Origin of the sequence: Nocardia vinacea NBRC 16497 (assembly GCF_000308835.1) — a bacterium.
GTDB lineage: Bacteria > Actinomycetota > Actinomycetes > Mycobacteriales > Mycobacteriaceae > Nocardia > Nocardia vinacea.
In genome coordinates this window covers 1-18,773 of the sequence record NZ_BAGN01000108.1, presented here as the reverse complement: position 1 = coordinate 18,773, position 18,773 = coordinate 1, and the positions used below count along the sequence as shown (strand labels likewise).

14 protein-coding genes and 4 pseudogenes are annotated in these 18,773 nt (G+C 64.6%); 12 read left to right on the top strand and 6 right to left on the bottom strand.

Translation table 11 applies throughout. From position 1 onward, the window contains the following. Positions 1-152 precede the first annotated feature (152 nt). A pseudogene (gene dmpG / locus ON44_RS14340) lies at positions 153-743 on the bottom strand (4-hydroxy-2-oxovalerate aldolase); the annotation flags it as partial. A 935-nt stretch (positions 744-1,678) separates the two neighbouring features. On the opposite strand from dmpG, the pseudogene ON44_RS52515 reads away from it, so the two are divergent. Continuing rightward, positions 1,679-1,934: pseudogene (locus ON44_RS52515) on the top strand (LUD domain-containing protein); the annotation flags it as partial. Positions 1,935-2,005: 71 nt separating this feature from the next. Here ON44_RS52515 and ON44_RS52510 read toward each other — a convergent pair. After that, positions 2,006-3,233, bottom strand: a pseudogene (locus tag ON44_RS52510) (transposase); the annotation flags it as partial. Between the two features lie 691 nt (positions 3,234-3,924). After that, the gene (locus ON44_RS46755; RefSeq protein ID WP_051182002.1) at positions 3,925-7,293 is read right to left on the bottom strand and encodes a CHAT domain-containing protein; all 3,369 of its coding nucleotides are present in this window, start codon (positions 7,291-7,293) and stop codon (positions 3,925-3,927) included. A gap of 67 nt (positions 7,294-7,360) precedes the next feature. Here ON44_RS46755 and ON44_RS14325 point away from each other — a divergent pair, with 67 nt between their 5' ends. The 4 genes from ON44_RS14325 to ON44_RS14310 all read left to right on the top strand — a co-directional run bounded on the left by ON44_RS14325 (position 7,361) and on the right by ON44_RS14310 (position 10,099). Beyond that, positions 7,361-8,302 carry a hypothetical protein gene (locus ON44_RS14325; protein WP_040690158.1) on the top strand — a complete coding sequence of 314 codons (942 nt, stop codon included), beginning with the start codon at positions 7,361-7,363 and terminating at the stop codon, positions 8,300-8,302. A 25-nt stretch (positions 8,303-8,327) separates the two neighbouring features. After that, entirely contained in the window at positions 8,328-8,732 is a 405-nt protein-coding gene (locus ON44_RS14320; RefSeq protein WP_040690155.1) for a hypothetical protein, read from the top strand. Further along, positions 8,729-9,649 (top strand): hypothetical protein, encoded by a 921-nt coding sequence (locus ON44_RS14315; RefSeq protein WP_051182001.1) that lies wholly within the window; start codon positions 8,729-8,731, stop codon positions 9,647-9,649. Before ON44_RS14320 ends, ON44_RS14315 begins: the two co-directional genes overlap by 4 nt. A 144-nt stretch (positions 9,650-9,793) precedes the next feature. Continuing rightward, positions 9,794-10,099, top strand: a complete 306-nt coding sequence (locus ON44_RS14310) for a hypothetical protein (protein ID WP_040690154.1) — start codon at positions 9,794-9,796, stop codon at positions 10,097-10,099. Between the two features lie 82 nt (positions 10,100-10,181). Here the strand turns inward: ON44_RS14310 and ON44_RS14305 are convergent, their stop codons facing one another. Next, complete coding sequence (locus tag ON44_RS14305) at positions 10,182-11,294, bottom strand: FAD-dependent oxidoreductase (protein WP_040690152.1); 1,113 nt, start codon at positions 11,292-11,294, stop codon at positions 10,182-10,184. Positions 11,295-11,381: 87 nt separating this feature from the next. Here ON44_RS14305 and ON44_RS14300 point away from each other — a divergent pair, with 87 nt between their 5' ends. Further along, complete coding sequence (locus ON44_RS14300; RefSeq protein ID WP_040690213.1) at positions 11,382-12,104, top strand: TetR/AcrR family transcriptional regulator; 723 nt, start codon at positions 11,382-11,384, stop codon at positions 12,102-12,104. Positions 12,105-12,688: 584 nt separating this feature from the next. Here the strand turns inward: ON44_RS14300 and ON44_RS14295 are convergent. Then, entirely contained in the window at positions 12,689-13,231 is a 543-nt protein-coding gene (locus ON44_RS14295) for a helix-turn-helix domain-containing protein (RefSeq protein ID WP_040690150.1), read from the bottom strand. A gap of 63 nt (positions 13,232-13,294) precedes the next feature. Between ON44_RS14295 and ON44_RS46750 the strand changes: the two genes are divergently transcribed. From ON44_RS46750 to ON44_RS53755, 3 genes and pseudogenes are all read left to right on the top strand, one after another. Continuing rightward, positions 13,295-14,125 (top strand): alpha/beta fold hydrolase, encoded by an 831-nt coding sequence (locus ON44_RS46750; RefSeq protein ID WP_157187146.1) that lies wholly within the window; start codon positions 13,295-13,297, stop codon positions 14,123-14,125. Positions 14,126-14,141: 16 nt separating this feature from the next. After that, positions 14,142-14,942: pseudogene (locus ON44_RS14285) on the top strand (carotenoid oxygenase family protein); the annotation flags it as partial. Positions 14,943-15,043: 101 nt separating this feature from the next. Beyond that, entirely contained in the window at positions 15,044-15,316 is a 273-nt protein-coding gene (locus ON44_RS53755) for a carotenoid oxygenase family protein (protein WP_306306483.1), read from the top strand. 827 nt (positions 15,317-16,143) lie between these two features. Here ON44_RS53755 and ON44_RS14275 read toward each other — a convergent pair. Beyond that, positions 16,144-16,419 carry a hypothetical protein gene (locus tag ON44_RS14275; RefSeq protein ID WP_040690146.1) on the bottom strand — a complete coding sequence of 92 codons (276 nt, stop codon included), beginning with the start codon at positions 16,417-16,419 and terminating at the stop codon, positions 16,144-16,146. 556 nt (positions 16,420-16,975) lie between these two features. Between ON44_RS14275 and ON44_RS50180 the strand changes: the two genes are divergently transcribed. From ON44_RS50180 to ON44_RS14265, 3 genes are read left to right on the top strand one after another with little or no spacing between them, the layout of a single operon-like run. After that, the gene (locus tag ON44_RS50180) at positions 16,976-17,143 is read left to right on the top strand and encodes a hypothetical protein (RefSeq protein ID WP_157187145.1); all 168 of its coding nucleotides are present in this window, start codon (positions 16,976-16,978) and stop codon (positions 17,141-17,143) included. Positions 17,144-17,195: 52 nt separating this feature from the next. Next, positions 17,196-18,263 carry an alpha/beta hydrolase gene (locus ON44_RS14270; protein WP_245567148.1) on the top strand — a complete coding sequence of 356 codons (1,068 nt, stop codon included), beginning with the start codon at positions 17,196-17,198 and terminating at the stop codon, positions 18,261-18,263. Positions 18,264-18,319: 56 nt separating this feature from the next. Then, complete coding sequence (locus ON44_RS14265; protein WP_157187144.1) at positions 18,320-18,538, top strand: integrase core domain-containing protein; 219 nt, start codon at positions 18,320-18,322, stop codon at positions 18,536-18,538. Positions 18,539-18,773 lie beyond the last annotated feature (235 nt).

The window sequence follows — 18,773 nt, the reverse complement described above, 5'->3', positions numbered from 1 at the left end:
ATACCTTCGAGGAGGGCGAGGGCGGTGATGACGAGCTCGATCAGGTTTCTGGTCAGCGCATCATCCCTGCCATCCGTCGTCGCGGCCGATTCAGCAGGACGCGGCCCGGTCGAGCAGCAGCGTCCGCTCGGCTCTCCCTGTCGGCCGGACACGAGGGTGAGGGCGATGTCGACGATCATGTCCTCCTGCCCCCGACCAGGCGCCGCCGCCCGCACTCCATCAGGATGTCGCGCACGTCGACGTCGTACCGCGGCGAGGCGACCTCCGCGTGCCGCAGGAAGCTGGAGTACACGCCCGCGTAACCCAGCGTGAGGGTCTCGCGGTCGACTCGGACGGGCCGGGTCCTGCAGCGGCCGGACGATGTCGTCCACCGCGTCCTGCAGCTTGAACACATCGCAGTTGTGCTCGAAACCCGACAGGTTCGCGACCGCGACGAACGCCTCGATCGGGCAGTTCCCGGCGCCTGCGCCGTGTCCGGCCAGTGAGGCATCGACGCGGTAGACCCCAGCCTCGACCGCGACCACGGAGTTCGCGCCCGAAAGCGAGAGGTTCTCGTGGGCGTGGATGCCGATCTCGGTGGCCGGATCGAGAGCATCGCGATACGCGCGCACCCGGGCGGTCACGTCGTTCATCGTCAGCCGTCCGCCGGAGTCGGTGACGTAGACGCAGTGCGCGCCGTAGGACTCCATCAGCTTGGCTTGCCTGGCGAGCTGCTCGGGCTCGGTCATGACCGACACTGGCAGGGACCGCGCACACCCGCAGTTGTGGCGCAAACAGCCAGGATCGGCTTTTATGGATGTTGGGAGAATCAGTGGACAGGGTGCGAAAGAAGTGCCCCATGTCTTCGATGTTGGACTCCTGGCTTTTCGCCTCCGTCCTCCCAGAGATTCAACCCAGGTGCGGATTGCGGGTGAGTCCTCTGCTCCGTTACAGCCAAACCCCGCCGACGAGGTACTCGCCGCCCGATACGCCTACGACGAACGAGCAGAGCAGGACCCCGAACCAATCATCACAGCCTCCTAGGAAATTGCTGTTCAGCGCCGGGCATCGTGATACCGTCACGCCGCCGCTATTTGCCGATGAACAGCAGTTTTCGGTGTCGCAGCAGGTTGGCGTACTGGCCGATTCCCCCTCCGGACACAGACAGTACGTCACGTCACCCGTTCTACCTGCGGTTATGCAGAAAGGGTGGGTGACGGCGATCGAGCCGAATCAGTGCATAACCGCAGGTGGGGAGCCCTGTGGGGGTCCAATTCGGGTTCAGCTGAGAGAATCCTAAGAAACCGGCACGTCAGCCCGATGAATCATCGACAGTCATATCACGGAAGTCTTTCCAGCTCTGTAGATATCGGTCGAGGGCTTCACTCAATCTGGGATACGGCCCCGCTCGCCACGCCGATCAGAAGGGGCCTTATGCGGAATGTTCGCCCAGTCGACTCCTCGGTCGAGACCGCCCGGTCGACGCCCACATGCCTATCGCACGACAGCGCGAGATCAACGGAACTCAGAGTCGTCGTCCCGAAGGATCCACCTGACCTCACGCCGGCCGCTGCTCGCACCCTACTGCGCCTCATCCAAAATGTCGCGTCCGAGGCCGCGGCAACCCGGACGCCCGAGCATTGACCGGCGACTAGCACAGCCCGACAATGCATTCCGCGCGCCCATGTGGCTTCACGGCGCGCCGATCAAGACCAACCTCGCCGAACTTATCGTCCAGCTCGGCGGCTACCGTCCCACCCACATCCTGGTGCCCGCGGTCCACCGCAACCGCACCGAGATCCGCGACCTGTTCCGCCGCGCCATGCCCGGCCGTCCGCAGGAGTTGTCCGACGACCCCCATCGAACTGGCCGCCGCCGTCCGCCGGTGCCTGCGGGAGAAGTTCCTCAGCGCCCGCGTAGCGGTCAGCGGCGCGAACTTCGGTGTCGTGTTCACCACGATCCCCATCTGTAGGCATTCCCGCCGATGAACCGAATCTGCGACACAGACCGAGTAAACCAGCCGGACAAACGAATACCGCGGTTTGGCGGCGATGCGTTCGACGATACCGTTCGGGCAGGTCACCATGCCCGCCTCCTCGTCGACGGTGAAGTCGTCGATAGTGAATCCGCCCTCGACCGCGCGGCGTCTCCGCAGCGGTTTGATGATCGCGGTGTGACCGCGTCGTGCCAGTTCCGCACGCAGCTCGCCGGTGCCATAGGCACTGTCGCCCAACACTTCTCGCACACAATCGTCCTGATCGAGCAGGCCTGTCGCGACCACGGCCTCGTTGTCGGCTCCGGCGCCCTTGGTCAGGGTGGCAGCGGTGATCAAACCGGTGTCCGGTTCGACCGCGATGTGGGCCTTGTAGCCGTCCTGGCGTGAACTCACGGTCTTGTGGAGGTGACGAGCATCGGGGTCGATCACCGAGATCACACGGTCCTCGGCGACTTTGCGGGCGATGCCCCATCGTCCGTCGGTGCCATCGGAGCCCTCGGCCGGTTCGACATCCTGACCGACGATCAAGGCCAACAACGCCAACGCCTGCTCGGCCTTCATGGCCACGTCCTCGTCGAATGCGTTGCCCACCAACGCATTCACGACCGTGGTCGCATCGTTGACCAGCGCCGACATCAACTCTTCGTGTGCGGCCTTATCGTCCCAGGCGATCGTCGGCTTGCCGGGATCGTCGTAGTCGTGCGCCGAGCATCCCTCGGCGATCACCGCCGCCGCTCCAGGAACCTCGCGGCGAACCCGACGGACCGCAGCGATCAGCTGGGTGACGGTGTCCTGGGTGGCGACCGCGTCGTCGAGCACCACCGAATCCAGAGCCCGCTTCGTTTTGCCGTGCAGCACACCGGTTTCGGCGACCACCGCACGGACCGCGTCGAAGATCCGATTGCTCCGATTTCGCCAGCCGTCGCCGCCAATAGGTCAGCGTGGACGAATCGAACCCCTCATCGTCCAACGACAGGCCACACGCCACCTTCCACCGCAGGTCGCACCGCACCGCCTGCACCGTCTCGCGGTCGGACAGATCATGCAGCGCCTGCAACACCATCACCGAGGCGGCGACCTCACAAGGCAGACTCGGCCGCCCGGTCCTACTCGCGAACAGGTCCTCGAACATCACCGCCGGGAGCACCGCCCGGCGATGCTCGCCCAGGAACGCGAACGCGCTACCCACCGGCACCAGATGCCCCACCAACGCCGCAGCATCCATCAACTGCGGATCCGAGCCGCCCTCACCCTGCACCCCACCATCCGTGTTGACTCCGGCCACAGGGCCGGAGTCAACACGCCGCCCTATTCGGCAGCGTCCTAGGGATGCGCGAAGCCGAGCCACAGTACCGGCGCCCCGGGACGCCAGGCTCGAAGATCGTTTTACCTCTTCCGAACGCCACTGTTGATAACCGTCTGCACCACAGCCAGATACCTCAGGCGACTCGAACCTTCGGAAGGTGGCATTTACCCAGGTCAGAAGCGGTTCGAGGAGCCGAACAGCAGATCAATGTAAGAAGCCGCATGTCTCTGACATGCGGCTTCCCTGATTGTGCGCCTGACATACCAACATACGAACCGGGCGCTCTGGTAGACGGGCCGGACGTCATGATCCGCCCTGTCGGTACCCGGCAGATGACGGGCGGTAGTGCCCGATGACCGGACACGACGACAGGGCTGCCGATAGGTCGACGAATAGCGGTGCGTTTGGATCGCCGTCTGCTCGGCGTCCTATGGCCGCCACCCAAATGCCGAACATGGCTACGACATCCGCGCCGCTCGAACAGCAAATTCCTGCGCGGTACGCGGGCTACATGTAAGTGCGTTGGCATGTTCATTCACCGCGCGTCTCACCGGTGCTGAATCGTCTACCCGACATCGGTTGTCGGCCGCCGTCGTCCCACGGTCGAGTTCCGACCAGCGCATCGGCCGCGAAGCAAACGGGTTCAACTGCCGAAGATCACATGACTGGCCCATCTACTGGGCAGCGCAGGGTATTTGTTTCTCATTCGACGGACCACCGTGGTCAGCGCCTCCGCGCATCGTGAAACATCGATGGTTCCGGTGCCGGCGATGAGGATCTCGGAGTAGAAGTCGATGGCCAGTGTCGAAGCCGCCGCGTCGTCGATCGGCCACAGCGCCCCGACCACTTGACGGAACCCGGCCATGTGCACGGCAGCGGCGAGGTGGATCATTTCGTCAGGTAGGCGGCTGGTCGATTGCGCGCTGCTGCACGCCGACAGGTACGCCAGTTCTGCTCCGGGAAGGTCCAACTGGGCGATCGCTGCGACGGTCAGAGGCGTTGATCGGTGGTCGTGCAGCAGCAGTCTCCCGGCCGCGGGATCGTCCGGATCGGCGATGCCATGGCATGCGAAGTGCACGACAGCGTGGTGTGCGAGTTCGCTCGTCACCGATCGGTAGGTCGCATGTGCGCCTTCGAGCGAATGCGCGTTCGGCAGCAGTCTTTCCAGCAGGCGAACTTCCTGCTCCGCGTGTGCCAGCACCTCGGTGCCGTCGGCGTGGAACGTGCCCACGATCATCGAGGAGTTCACAGCAACGGGCGGGCGGGCGGCCGCGTGGACGGTTGCCCTGACTGTGGCCACGAAGGAGGAAACCACGCGATCCAACAGTGTTCCGCCCGGCGCGCCTCGGTGGTGTCCGGCAGCGTGGATCGGTAGCTGCGCCAGATTTTCGACCAGACACCACCGGATGTGCTCGACCTCACCCAGACGCCTCAGCACCGGCGCTGCGATCATGTCCCATTCCCACTCCAGCAACTCGTGCAGCGCCGATTCACCTCGGGCGCGACCTTCCAAATCGTCGCCGTCGCAGGCCTCCAGCGCGCCGCGCAGCACGGCCACCTGCTGCTTAACCGTGTCGGCGGTCAATCCCGGCAGCGGCACGAGATCGGGGGTGTCCTCCTCCGATCGCAGGATCACCGCGCCACCGTTTCGGATCCCGGCATACACCATGACGATCACCCCGCCTGGGATTCCGGTCCGAAGCTCGTCGTAATCCGGCGGTTGCAGGAACCTCCGGAATCCTTTTAGCGAGCGGATCTCGCGAACGAGGTCGTGCCACCTATTGTCGAGTCGGCGCCGTTCTGCGCCGATCTGGTATTTGTCGTCCCGGGAGGACTCCAGGGCAGTGAGCTGCCGGCGCAGGTCATGGAATCGCGCCGCCAGTTCCGGTGCGGCCGTGGAGAGATCGGAGACGTCACTGCGCTCGTCGATGGCTTGACCGATCAGGATTCCTCGGGTCTGCTCGAGCAGTTCGACTGCCCGGCGTGGTAGCCCGGCATCGATCGCCGCGATTGCCGCCAACGCAGCCAGACCCGTCGCTTCTTCGATACTTCGCTCGCGGTCGGACCGAGCCAGCGATCGGGGTGCGAGCCGGGGCAGCAGTTCAATCGTCTGTTCGAGCATCATCAGCACCCAGTCGGGCACTCCGGCTTCGATGTACAAGGTGCACAGCGTCTTACCGGCGGTGATACGCATCGTGAGGGTCGCGGAATCCGACGAGAATGCCGATATCAGATTGTCCGATATTTCATCGAGACAGTCCGGCGCGGTGGGTTCGCCCGTCTGAAGCAGACTGCGTACGAGTCGCCACCGAAAACCGGCGAGATTGGGATCGTTCTCACCGCCAGCCGTCACCGCCTCGCGGGCATATCGGATCGACTCGGCCAGGCAGGCCTGTGCTTGCGTGTGCCGGTGAAGAATCCGGAGCAGTTCGCCGAGATTGCTCAGCAGGATCACTCTGTCCGAGTCGTCGGCGTGAGTGCCGCGTAGCGCAGCACGTTCCAGCGTGATGGCTTCCTCCAACGCCGGCAACTGTTTCGTGCGCTGGTATCGGAGAACCAATGCCGCACTGAGACCGGATTGCACGACAGTCCGGAAGGGCGTGCCGACAACAGTGGCCGACAGCGACAGTCGGCCCCACCGGATCGCCTCATCGAGGGAGTCGAGAGAACCGGACCTCTGGTGGTCCTGAACCAGTGTCCTGCTCAACCTGTTCAGGTTGTAGGCACGTCTCGGCGAATCCTCGGGCGTGGCCGACGCGCCATCCCTGGCGAGGTCCACTGCCATGGCCAGCAGGTGGGAATCACCGCCGAGGTCGTACTGTTTGCGGAACTCCTCGGAAATGTCGCCCATCAACTGCGCCCACTCGGGGTGGTCGGCGCGGACATGACCGAGTGCCATATTGGTCGTGCGTATCGCTTCGTCGAGGACTTCCGCCCGACGAGTTCGTTCGTACTGCCGGCCCAGGACAATGGCCAGTGTCAGGTGAGCCGACGGGCACATCGATTCCGTGGACGACACGAGCTCGGTGGCCTGTCGCACGACCTGTATCGATTCATCGAGCGCACCTGCCATGCGGGTGCGGACGTACACCTGGTCCAGCGCTTGCCCCAAGCTCAGGCAGGCCAGCCCACGCTCACTGGTTCCCTCCCTCGTTTCGGCAACGGCAGCACGGGCTGCCGCGACCGCCTCGATCAGGACCGGATAGTCGCCGACCTCCGTGTAGAGGATCCTGCACAGGACGCTGAGTTCGGTGAGTTCGACTCCACGCTGCGGATGCCCGGCTGGCAACCGCTCGAGCGTGCGGGACGCCTCCATGATGGCGTTCTCGAGTGCGACCTGCGCCATCTTCCCCGCGGCGAGCACCCGCACCTGTTCGCCCGAATCCACCACGGTCGGATCGCCATCGATCACTGACAGGTCGAGATAGGCAATGGTTTGCCTGCCTGTTCGGACATCGTAGATCCGGCGTTTCGGTGCGAGAATTCGGTCGAGCTCCACTATTTCGTCGAAGTTCGAATAATCTCCGGTTGCGTTCTGCCACAACCGAAGTGCGTCGTAGAGAAATTCGATGAACTCCGTGCGGTCGGAGCGATCGGCCGGTAGGCGCCCTAGGGCATCTCGGCAGGCTGCGATGGTTTCGGCGAGGAGATCCCTGTTCCTGGTGATGCCGTACAACCCCCAGAGCGCCCTGAGCAACATGTCCAGGTGGTCGCGCGAACACAGGCCGTTCCCGCGCAGCAGATGGTGGAATTCACGGCACGTCACGACCCATTCGGTGGCGATGTCCGTCAGGTCGGCATCATCGATCTGCTCGGTGTCCTCGAGTTGCCGCTCGAGGGTGTAGGCCAGATTGAACAGATACTCGACGCGCTCCACGGGACCGGCGAAACGATCCGCGACCGCAATCCGCAACGACCTAGCGGCCTCGGGTAACAAGCCGAGATCGCCCGTCTGCGAATACTGCCGAAGTAACGCTACCGCAAGCTCGTTCTCCATCGCTGCGAAACTCACGCCACTCTCCCCCACCGCATTGGTTGCGCAATCGAACACCGTCAACGATAGTGGTGTTCTCTGCGGGATGACGCGGAATGAACTGGGGGCCAACATGATCAGGTGGAATCCGTTCAGCAGGAACAACAACGGTGCACAACCGGCAAAGCAGACCGGCCCCACCCAGCAGGCCCCCTCGCACACCGATACCGTTACTGCCGCGCGCACGGCGATCGCCGGATCCACCGCAGCCGATCCACGCCATATCGACCGTGTCCTCGACCTCGCCGAAGCATTGCAGCACAACTTCGAATCCACCTGCGAACCATCGGACCTGACCGCGGCCGCCGATCTGTTTCGCACCGCTCTGTACAACACAGCAGGATTCGCGCCACTCGCGGTGACGATCGGTGACAGGCCACTGGGCGAACTCGGCCATCCCGCCTATGGACGAATGAACGACTACGAACAGGAGCCGATCAAACAGTTCGAACAGTTCCTGCGCCGTGGGAGACAGAAGATCGGGCACGGGCCCGCGTGGCTCGCAGCCGGCCACACCCTCGGCGTGATCCTCGCCGACAGGGTGGACTCCATCTTCGAACCAGCGATCGCGATCGAAGCGGTCCGAACACTGCGGGAAGTGCTCGACGCACTGCCCGGCGACGACCCTCGCCGACCCGACTGCCTGGCAGACCTCGGCGATGCGCTCGGCACACAGTTCGAACGCGAAAACGGCCCCTTCAGCACAACTCCCGCAGACCCGGCGTTGCTCGACGACGCCGTCCGATACTGCCGTGAAGGGCTGTCCACCGCCGGCGACACCGATCCACAACACCGCCGACTCGCACTGTCGGGCACACTGCTCATTCGGTACATGCACACTTCACAGCGCAGTGACATCGAGGAATACGTCACCGTCCTGCGCACAGTCGTCGCATCGACCGACCCCACCCATCCCCATCGCGGGATGCTTGCCTGGAGACTACGCGTCGGCCTCGATTACCTTGCCGCACACAGCGATCCACACTGACAACGACACCGTGAGGACGTTCGACATGGACCCGTCTACCCCACCGGACGCTGCGATCACGCGTGCGCGGCTCGACCAGCTGTGCCGACGATACGAGGCGACAAACTTCGTCGAACTCGCTGCGAGATTCGATGCCACAGAACCGCTCACACACATCGTTGACGCCGTCCGCTGCGGACATCGCATCGCAGAGCTGGCCACCGCGCTCGACTCCCTCGACCACGCCTTCGCACTGAACGGCATCGACGGCCTCACCACACCCAGACGCACCTACCGGCCACTGCCCGGCAGCGGCCACACACATTCGACGTATCCGGTGTGGACCTGCCCTGCCCCACGGCCGTGCCACCGTAGAACCCTCGACATCGGCCTTACCCCGACCTGCGCGATGACCGGACTGCCGCTGATCGCCGGAACCGTCACCACATGACCACCTTCCTCGGCGAACTCAGCAAGAAACTGGCCGAACGCTGGTTGACGCTGCTCGTTCTGCCCGGACTGCTGTGGTGCGGCGCGGTGATCGCCGCAGCGGTCCTCGGACAGCGATCCGCGCTTGATCTCCACGCAGCCGACGCCTGGATCAACTCGCTCGCGAATCGAACCAGTGGACAACGTCCCACGGTAGCCGCGATCACGGTGGCGACGCTGCTCGGCGCAGCCGCTGTCGTCGGCCTGATCGCCGACTGGCTCGGAACTCTGGTCGATCGCGTGTGGACAGCACACGGAACCAGTTGGGCGACACGCTGGTTGGCGCAGCGACGCACCAACCGATGGGACAAGGCCTTCGATGAGTTCGAGCGATCGATCGCCGGCTCAGCCACCGATCCCGGGTCCAGCGCGGTCGCACGAGCGCGAGCGCGATGCATGGCGATCAGCCCTGTTCGGGCGGCGCGTCCGATGTGGATCGGTGACAGACTTCAGGCAGCCGACAAACGTGTTCATGAGAAATACGGCATCGATCTCTCGCCGACCTGGCCGCGGCTGTGGACCGTCCTTCCCGACAGCGCACGCTCCGATCTCGCCACCGCCTTGGACTCCTACGCTGCGGCTGCCCGGCTGGTCGGGTGGGGATTGTTGTACCTGGTGGTCACACCCTGGTGGTGGCCGGCCGCACCGATCGGGGGCGCCGTAGTTTTTCGTGGCTGGCGGTGCGGGCGCTCGGCGGCTCAGGTGCTGGCCGAGCTCACCGAAACCACCGTCGATCTGTATGGACCCACTCTCGCGCGCCAGTTCGGTATCGATTGCAATGGCCTGCTCACCACCGACATCGGAAACCGCGTCAGCGAGATCGCCCGCAAAGACTCCACGTTCTATTCCCATCGGCAGCCGCGACCTCCAGAGACCTGACAACAGGCCGCGGCATGACCGCGTTCCCCGAGCTCGGCGACAAGCCGATCGGTCGCCCGGTCGACAGCCTGACGTCGCGGGGTCAGGTGGTCATCGCAACACGTCTTCAAGTGCTTCTGATGGGTGCGAAATCGGAGGGTTTGCGTGGCCATCACGCCGACGGCCACCATGCGACCGTTCGGTTCGGGCTTGGCGAAGAACGACGGTAGATCCGCACCCGGCGACGATTGCGATGTGGCCGTGGCCGCGATGTACGTCATCGAGTACGTGCGTGTGCTGCTGCTGCGGGGACGCGGCGACTGTGTGGGCGCGTCGGCGCGCTGGCAGCGGCTGGTGTTGTGGAGCTGCCATGCGGTCCTGCTGGGTGTGGTCCTCGGCCCGATCTGGTCGAGCGCGCGTCGACCCCTTTTCGTTAATGGTGTCGTCGAGTCATCGTGGCATGGGACCTGATCACCGGACTGGCGCCTCGCCCGACCTAACGAACGATCTTTACCCCGGTAACGAGCAGGAAGCCGGGCTTTCACGGTTTGCGTCAGGCCGGTTCTGTCTGCGAGGCGATGGCGGGCAGCGCCTCGAGGCTGAAGCGGACGGCCTCGGCGCCGTATTCGAACATCTGGCGCTCGTAGTCGCCGACCGCGCCGAGGAGGTCGCGGCCTCCGGTGAGGCAGCGCCGGAGCAGGTCGGCGTCGCGCAGGGCGGTGTTGGCGCCGTTGCCGCCGGTCGGTGCGGTGGCGTGGATGGCGTCGCCGAGCAGCGTGACCGGACCCGGCGCCCAGCGTTCGCCGGGCTCGACCACCCGGATGGAGAGAAGGGTGCTGTTGTCCGGATCGGCCTGTTCGATCAGCGCCCGCAGGTCCGGGTGCCAGCCCGGCATCCTGGACAGCACGGCCTCCTGTGGGGTCGCGGTGCCGAGCGAGCCGTTCGGCGGCAGGATCATGGCCCAGCGCACATAGTCGCGGATATCGGGCAGGGTCACCTCGGGTGCCAGCGCCTCGGCCGCCTCCTTCGGCGGGGTACGGAACCGCATCGCGCCGAGCAGCAGGCTCACCCTGTCTCCGGCGATCTTCGAACCGAACGCCCGAGACAGTCCGGCAAACCGCCCGGTCAGCGGTGTGCGGCCGATGACGAACCGGACCCCGGTGGCGGTCGGGGTGGTCTGCGGGGACAGCACCGATCGGACGGCGGAGCCGACGCCGTCGGCTCCGACGAGCAGGTCTGCCGTTGCCGGGTCGCGGTCGGCGAACCGCGCTTCGACCTGGCCGTCCGGCAGCAGGTCGTAGCCGGTCAGCGCGGCCCCGGTGTGCACCGTCAGGCCGGTGAGCAGCAGGTGGCGGAGCACATGCCGGTCGACCACGATCCCGGTCCGGCTGGGGCCGAGCTCACCGACCTGGTTGAGCTGTGGGTCCAGGATCAGCCGCTCGCCGTAGGCGTCGCCGACAATGGCGTCCAGCAGTGGGTGCCAGCGCTGCGGTAGGCAGCTGCGCAGCGCCTCGAAGCCCACCGGGTTCAGGACCAGCCGGTAGCCCTGGAACCGGGCGGTGATCGCCGGGTCCCGCTCGTACACCGCGGCCTCGATCCCAGCCCCGCGCAGACCCTGCGCCAGGCACAGGCCACCAAGACCGGCTCCGGCAATGGAAACTCGCACCACACACCTCCATACGAACTTAGTTCTACTCTAACGAACTATGTTCTACTTGACGAACTAAGTTCGCGTCAAGCTATAGTGGCCGGCATGCCCGCCGATCCCCGACAACGCCGAGCGGCTCGTCACGCCCAATCCACCGAGGACGCCGCGGCGTCCTCACCCCGCAAGGAGCCCATCACGGTCGCCCGGATCACCGATGCCGCGCTGGAGGTCGTCGCCACCGAGGGTTACGACGCGTTGACCATCCGCCGGGTCGCCGCGGTGCTCGGCACCGGGCCCTCGTCGCTGTACGCACACATCGTCAACAAGGACGACATCGACGATCTGCTGGTCGGCAGGCTCAGCGCCGAGATCGCGCTTCCCGAACCGGACCCGGCCACGTGGCGCGGACAGCTCCTCGACGTGTTCACACAGATCCGCGACCAGTACCTGAAATACCCCGGGGTCTCGCGCGCTGCACTGGCCATGGTCCCCACCAACCTCGAGGCGCTGCGAGTCAGGGAGGGGATGTTCGCGATCCTGCTCGCGGGCGGAATCGAACCGCGGACCGCCGCCTGGGTGCTGGACGCGTTGTCCCTCTACGTCAGCGCTTACGCCCTAGAGCAGTCGCTGGTCCAGAATCGGCGGAAACACCCGGATCAGGAGTGGATCGTCAGCCGTGCGGAGCTGGTGCGCCGGTTCACCGCGCTGCCCGCCGACACGTTTCCGCAGACCCGGCGCTATGCCGCCGAGCTGACCTCCGGGACCGGGCCCGACCGGTTCGCGTTCACTCTCGGCCTGATCATGGACAACCTCAGCCCGTCAGCCTGACAGGTTCTCCAGCCGGTCCAGGATGCGGGCCAGCGTGGGCACGTCGTACCGGTCACCCCCGCAATGTGTTCGCGCAATGCCACACAATAGGGAAGCCGCAGGTCGATGACCTGCAGCTGCCATATTCAGTGGGCCTAACGCTCCACAACCCGAACACCCTGACGGCCGATGGACCAGAGATTCGGATCAGGCCGGTAGGCATTCGGCAGGTAAAAACCATGGCGTGAACTGCTGAAAGTCACCGAGTTGTCGGCGATCGGCGCTGCGCTAGCGCATCGGAGACCACCGCGCACCCCGCGTCGGCTGGGGTCGTTCGCTCGGTATGCGGCTATGAGCGGATGTCCAGTGGGCGGCCTTCCTTGCCCGATTACCCGCACTGAGCTCGCTGATCTTGTTGCCGAGCCTTGACTCAGGCCGGCACAGCGAGCTTGCGAGCCGGACCGGGACCCAGGATCTGCAAACGTCGTGGATGACCAGCAGCGAATCGCTTGCAACAATCGAAGTTTCAATCCGTGGCGATACCTGGGGCCTCGGAGTCCCGAAGCTGTCGGCGTGCCGGGTGCGGCGAACGTGCGGTAGCACTGTCAACTCGGCGATGCTGGTTTCTCCCCTGGGAAAAGGATCGGGCTGATCAAGTACGGTCTGCGGCCCGGCCCGGGCTGGTTCGCCGCGAGGGGTGCGACGAGGTCGCGGAAGCCGGTGAGCATGATGTCGAGCTCCTCGGGGCTGAGCCAGAGCGTGGCTTGGCGGTAGCCGACCGCGTCGGCGACGGGGTCGGCGTCGGCTTGATCGAGGTAGGCGTTGAACTCGGCGATCAGCACGGCCATGGCGGCCGCGAACCCTTGGCGGTGATCGTGCGGGGTCATCGCGCTGCCCGCCTCGGGGGAGACGGTCGGGCGGTCGGGTCGCAATCGGTAGGAGCGTTCCACCGCGCCGCGCACGCGTCGCTCGTCACCGATCTCGAGCATTCCGCCCTCCGTGAGCAGGCCGAGCTGCCGGTAGACGCTAGTCCGGGGCACATCGGGCATGCGGTCGCACAACTCTCCTGCGGTGCGTAATCGGCCGCCGGACAGTGCGTGGATGATGCGCAACCGCACCGGGTGGAGCAGCAACTCGGTCGGGTCCATACCGCAACTATCCCACATTTGGTATCATTCCCAAAGTTGGTATTGAATGGAAGGGTGACCGCGATGCGGGATGTTCCGGGGCGTCGAATGATGGTGAAAGGCACCGAGATCTACTTCGAAGAGTCCGGCACCGGGGACACCTGGGTGGTGTTCGAATCCGGTGGGGGCGCCGGGCGGACACTCTGGGATCGGGTGGTGCCGTTACTGGGGGACATCGCGCGTACCGTCGCCTACGACAGGGCCGGTCGCGGCCGCAGTGGCAGCGCCGCCGAACCGCAGACCATCGACGACATGGCGGCCACCCTGGTGGCGTTGGTCCAGGCGCTCACGCCGGGGCGGGTGATCCTGGTGGGCCACAGCATGGGTGGGCTGATCATCCGTCGCGCCGCCGAATCGCTGTCGCCAGCTGGGCTCGTCCTCATCGACCCGACACCGGAAGCCGCTCCGAACTACGACAATTGGGCGCCGACCGCCAAGAAGACCGACCGCATCCTCGCCGTGCAGCAGGCACTGAGCCACTTCCCACCGCTCATGCGGACGCTGACCCGCTCCTATGGGCGCAAGTTCCCCGCCGACAGCTACACGACCATGCTGGCCGAGGACTTCACCCCCGCCGGTCTCGCCACAACCCGGCATGAAATAGCGGCCGTCGCGGGGGCGATCGACGAATTCCGCCGCTGCCCACCAGAACCGCCGAAATCCGGCGTCATCGTCATCTCCGCGATCCACGCCGCCCGCTACCAGCGGCGCAATCTCGACCTCATGCGCGAATACCAGCACCGATACGCCGAACAGGTCGGCGGGCAATACGAGGATGCCGTCTCCGAGCACATCATCCCCGCCGAGCGACCCGAACAAGTCGCTGCCGCGGTTCGCCGACTCGTGAACGCTTAGCATCGCGGGAGCATTTATGAAGCAATCCGGCAAAGCCGAGGACCCACGACACCAATCACCCGAGTTCGAGAGCGAAACGCCCCTTCCGAGCTACATGGCCGGTCCCTACGCACCGATTGATGACGAGATCGACTCGACCGAATTGGAAGTGGCCGGTGCGTTGCCCGCCGAGCTGGATGGACGGTACTTCCGTAACGGGCCGAATCCGTTGCCGGGCGAGATAAGCCCCCACTGGTTCGTCGGCGACGGCATGCTGCACGGCGTGCGCCTGCGCACTGGACGGGCGCAGTGGTACCGCAATCGGTGGGTGCGCACACTGAAGTTCGACGGGGGTTCGCCACTACGCGAGGACGGCAGTCTCAATCGGGCCTACAGTACGGCCAACACGTCGATCATTCGCCACGGCGGACGGCTGTTTGCTCTGGTGGAGGGCAGCTTTCCGATCGAAGTCACGCCAGCTCTGGACACCGTCGGCGCGTGCGACTTCGCGGGCGGATTGACCACCGCCATGACGGCGCATCCGAAGCAAGACCCGATCACCGGGGAATTGCACTTCTTCGACTACGACACGCGGCCACCGTTCGTCACCTACCACCGGCTTTCCGCCGCTGGTGAATTGGTGTTCAGCACCCCGGTCGATGTGCCCCGGCCAACCATGATGCACGACTTCGCGATCACCGACAACCACGTAATCTGGCTGGATCTCCCTGTCACCCTTCAGTTCTCGGGAAAGGGCCTGCCTTTCGAGTGGAGCGACGACTATGGCGCGCGCATCGGTGTGATGAGCAAGAACGGCGGCCCGGTGCGCTGGTTCGAGGTGGAACCCTGCTATGTCTTCCACGTCGGCAACGCCTGTGAAGACGGCTCGGCCACGTCGGCCGCCCGAACCGTTACCTCTACGCGGTCGGCCGCGAAACCATCGTCAAGTATGACGTCGATAGCGACAAATCCACTGTGCACCAGCTCGGTTCGGGCTGGAACACGGGCGAAGCGGTGTTCGTCCCCGCGGCCGACGCGCGCAGCGAGGACGAGGGCTGGCTGATATCCCTCGCCATCCACGACGACACGAACGTGCCCTCGCAGCTGCGGATTCTCGACGCCACCGCCGTCGAAGCCGGGCCGGTAGCCGCCGTCCGCCTGCCCCGGCGGGTGCCGATCGGATTCCACGGCAACTGGATCACCGAGCAGTAGTTGGCGGGCGGTACCGGGTTCGCTCAACTCGGCACGAGCGAGCGTTTACCACCCCCGGCCTGCCCGGAGTGTGTCGGGGCCTTGAAGGCCCTGGATGCCTCGGAACGAGCGGCGCTGAATCACCGCAATGTGTTCGCGCAATGCCACACAATAGCGAAGCCGCAGATCGATGACCTGCGGCTTCGCTATTCAGTGGAGCTAAGGGGACTCGAACCCCTGACCCCCACTCAGGAGTTCGTGATGTCTCGTGATTCCCGCTAGGTCCCACTCCTGGGCAGAACGATCCCTCATCCCAAGTGCGCGAACGTTTCTTGGATTATCAGCGTTCCCCAGGGAACCGCCGGTCAGAACCGGTCCCATCCTTACAGTGCCCCACCGGGGCACGAACCTGCGCAAACCGGACCAGAACCGTCACGCCACCGCTATTTGCCGATGACCAGCAGTTTTCGGCGTTGCAGCAGGTTGGCGTACTGGTCGATACCCCTCCGGACACAACAACTACGACACGTCACCCGTTCTACCTGCGTATATGCAGGAGGCGGGTGCTAGCGCTGAGCAGAATCAACGTAGAACCGCAGGTAGGGGCCTGTGGGGTTCAATACGGGTTCAGCTGAGAAAATCCTGAGAAGCCGACAGGTCGGCCCGATAGATCGTAGACCGCGTCAGATCCCGAATGTCGTTCCAGCCCTGACGATATCGTCAAGGCCGTCCCTTGGGATGCTGCCCCGCTCGCCACACTAATTAGAAGATGGCTTCATGCACAACGCTCGCACGCTTGGTTGACATCCGATCAGGGATGAATTGGTTTCCAGTGTCTACAGAGGAATTTACGCAGTGACCACGTTGAGCTCAGAAAGCACGCCTTGGGGGTCACCGAGGTAGCGGTATCCCTCCACCGGGAGATGGAACTGGCCGAGCACGTTCGCCACGGCATCGCGTTCCGCTGCAGTGACCGGGATCTGGCGCTTGATGAGACTGGCACACAGCACGTCGACGAGCATCGCCCACTCACCCACGTTGCTATAGGTCCGGTAGCTTTCGACCAGGTCAGAAGGCAGGCGGTCGGCGACGCTCTCGAGCAGGTCTCGCGAGTCCTTGCTCATCTTGTCGAGCCGACGGTTACGAGCTTCGATGGCTTGTGGGTCTCGCTGGCGCTTTCGCTCTTCTCGTGCCGCCCTGTCCGGATGTCCCACATGCGGCTCCCAAGATGGGCGACTTCGACCTCGGAGCATCTGCCAGCTGGCATTAACGGAAAGTTGACGTCCCCGACGAAAGCGTCTGGTCGGCCGTCGCGAGCGCGGGATCGACGAGTTCCCCGCGCTCGCCTCGCCGCATGGCCTGGTACTTGACGCGGTGACCGACCTGACCGATCAACGCCTTCTTCTGTCCGCGTCGATCACGGCCTTCATGAAGCCGCGCGCATCGGGAGCTTCGCCACCCGAAGCACGCGTCCTTGCGCCCTGGCCTCGCACTCGGTCATGCCGGGCGAGTCCGGCGAGACACCCATCGAAAGAACACAAAGAGCAACAATGTTCCGTCAGCGGGCCGGCGCAGGGCGAGCGGACGAGAATAAGGCCGCGAACAGCGGAAGTAGAACGCACTTGCGTGAGCCAACCACGGCGCTGTCGGCGAGGTGGCTGTCGCGTCTGCTGCGCCGGGTTGGCGACGGTTGTCGAGACCGCACTGGAGTTGTTCGCACACATGCGTCAGCGCGGCAAGGTGTCGTTCAAGGTCACGACAGATCAGTACGAGAATCTCGCCTCCTCGAAGAATCTGCCGTCCTTCAAGGCTTCTTGGCAGACCTCGGGTGCATTCGGCCATATGTGAAGCAGTTGCCGCTCTGAATCTGACTGCGGCGTAGAAGAAACAGGACTGGAAGTTGCAAGAGCTCTCGCTCATCACCCGTGCGGGTTTGGTCAAGGCTGCCGGTACTGCAGTTTTGACCTTATTGGCGGCAACGTCGATCGTGCCGACCGCTAAGGCAGAGCCGGGGATCGGACTGCCCGCTGCACCCGCCACATCGAAGATGGCGCCGGATGGTTCTCGGATCACCGAAGTTCACGTCGTCAACGACCGGCACCTGTTGCTCACCGTTTACTCCTCGGCGATGAACAGCGAATATCGGGTCAAGGTCGATCGTGCAGCCGACACCTCGGTGCCGCGGCCCGTGCTGTATCTGCTGAGCGGCGGAAGTGGAGGAATCGGTCAGGCGTCGTGGGACCGCGAGACCGGTGCATCCGAGTTCCTGACCGCGAGAAATGTCAATGTGGTACAGCCTCTGGGCGGCGCGGGCTCTTACTACACGGACTGGCGCATGCCAGATCCACATCTCGGAGTGCAGAAGTGGAGGACGTATCTGACCGAGGAGTTGCCCCCGCTTATCGACGGTGAACTCGGCACCACCGGGGTGAATGCCATTGCCGGAGTGTCGATGTCGGGTACCTCGGTTCTGCAATTGCCGATCGCCAAGCCCGGCTTGTACAAAGCGGTCGCCTCCTACAGTGGCTGCGCGGCGATCTCCGACCCGCTAGGCCAGGCCTACGTCCGTCTCACCTCGGCCTATAGCGGCGGCAACGTGGCGAACATGTACGGCCCGCCCGATGATCCGATGTGGATCGCCAACGATCCCTATGTCAATGCCGCCGGCCTGCGAGGCATGGACATTTATCTCTCGAGCGGCAACGGCATACCCGGCCCCTACGACCACGTCGGCGATCGCCACCTGGTCGGCGGTGGTGGGGAAATCGCCCTGGCGAACCAGATCCTGGTCGGCGGCGTCGTCGAACTGGCGGTCGATCAGTGCACCCAGAACTTGGCTGCCCGCCTCGCGGACCTAGGAATACCCGCTACAGTGGAACGCCGCCCCTACGGCACTCACTCCTGGGGTTATTGGGATGACGAACTGAAGGCATCCTGGCCGGTATTGGCGCACGGACTCGGGCTGTAGTTCGTGCCGATCGTGGGCTGGCCGAGGTCCTCGGGCCGTGCGGGGAGGTGCTCGGCATGGCGCCCGCGCCGATCGCGGTGGTGTCGGACAACGGCCTGTGCTTTCGCGGTGAGGTGCTCGAGACCGCGTTCGCCGAACCGGACCCGCTGCTGCGACACGTCCGCACGCGGGTGCGATCACCCCAAACCAACGGTGTGATCGAGCGGTTCTTCGGCACCTTGAAATACGAGCACTTGTTCCGCGGCGTGATCGCCGACGGCGATGCCTGGACATAGAGGTTCACCGCTCCGGGTCATCTACAGCACGATCAGGCCACACCAGGCCATCGACGACCAGGTACTCAGCAGCCTATCGAACACTGTGCCAGCAGTGATATCGGTTCACGATCACCCGCGACCGCCGGCAACCGGTCATTGAGGTCTAACCGGTGCAAACCCGATCCGCCTCGGCGATCGGGTTAGTTTCCATGGAAACCAAAATTGCGGGTCGGCGATCAGGCCGGCACCGACC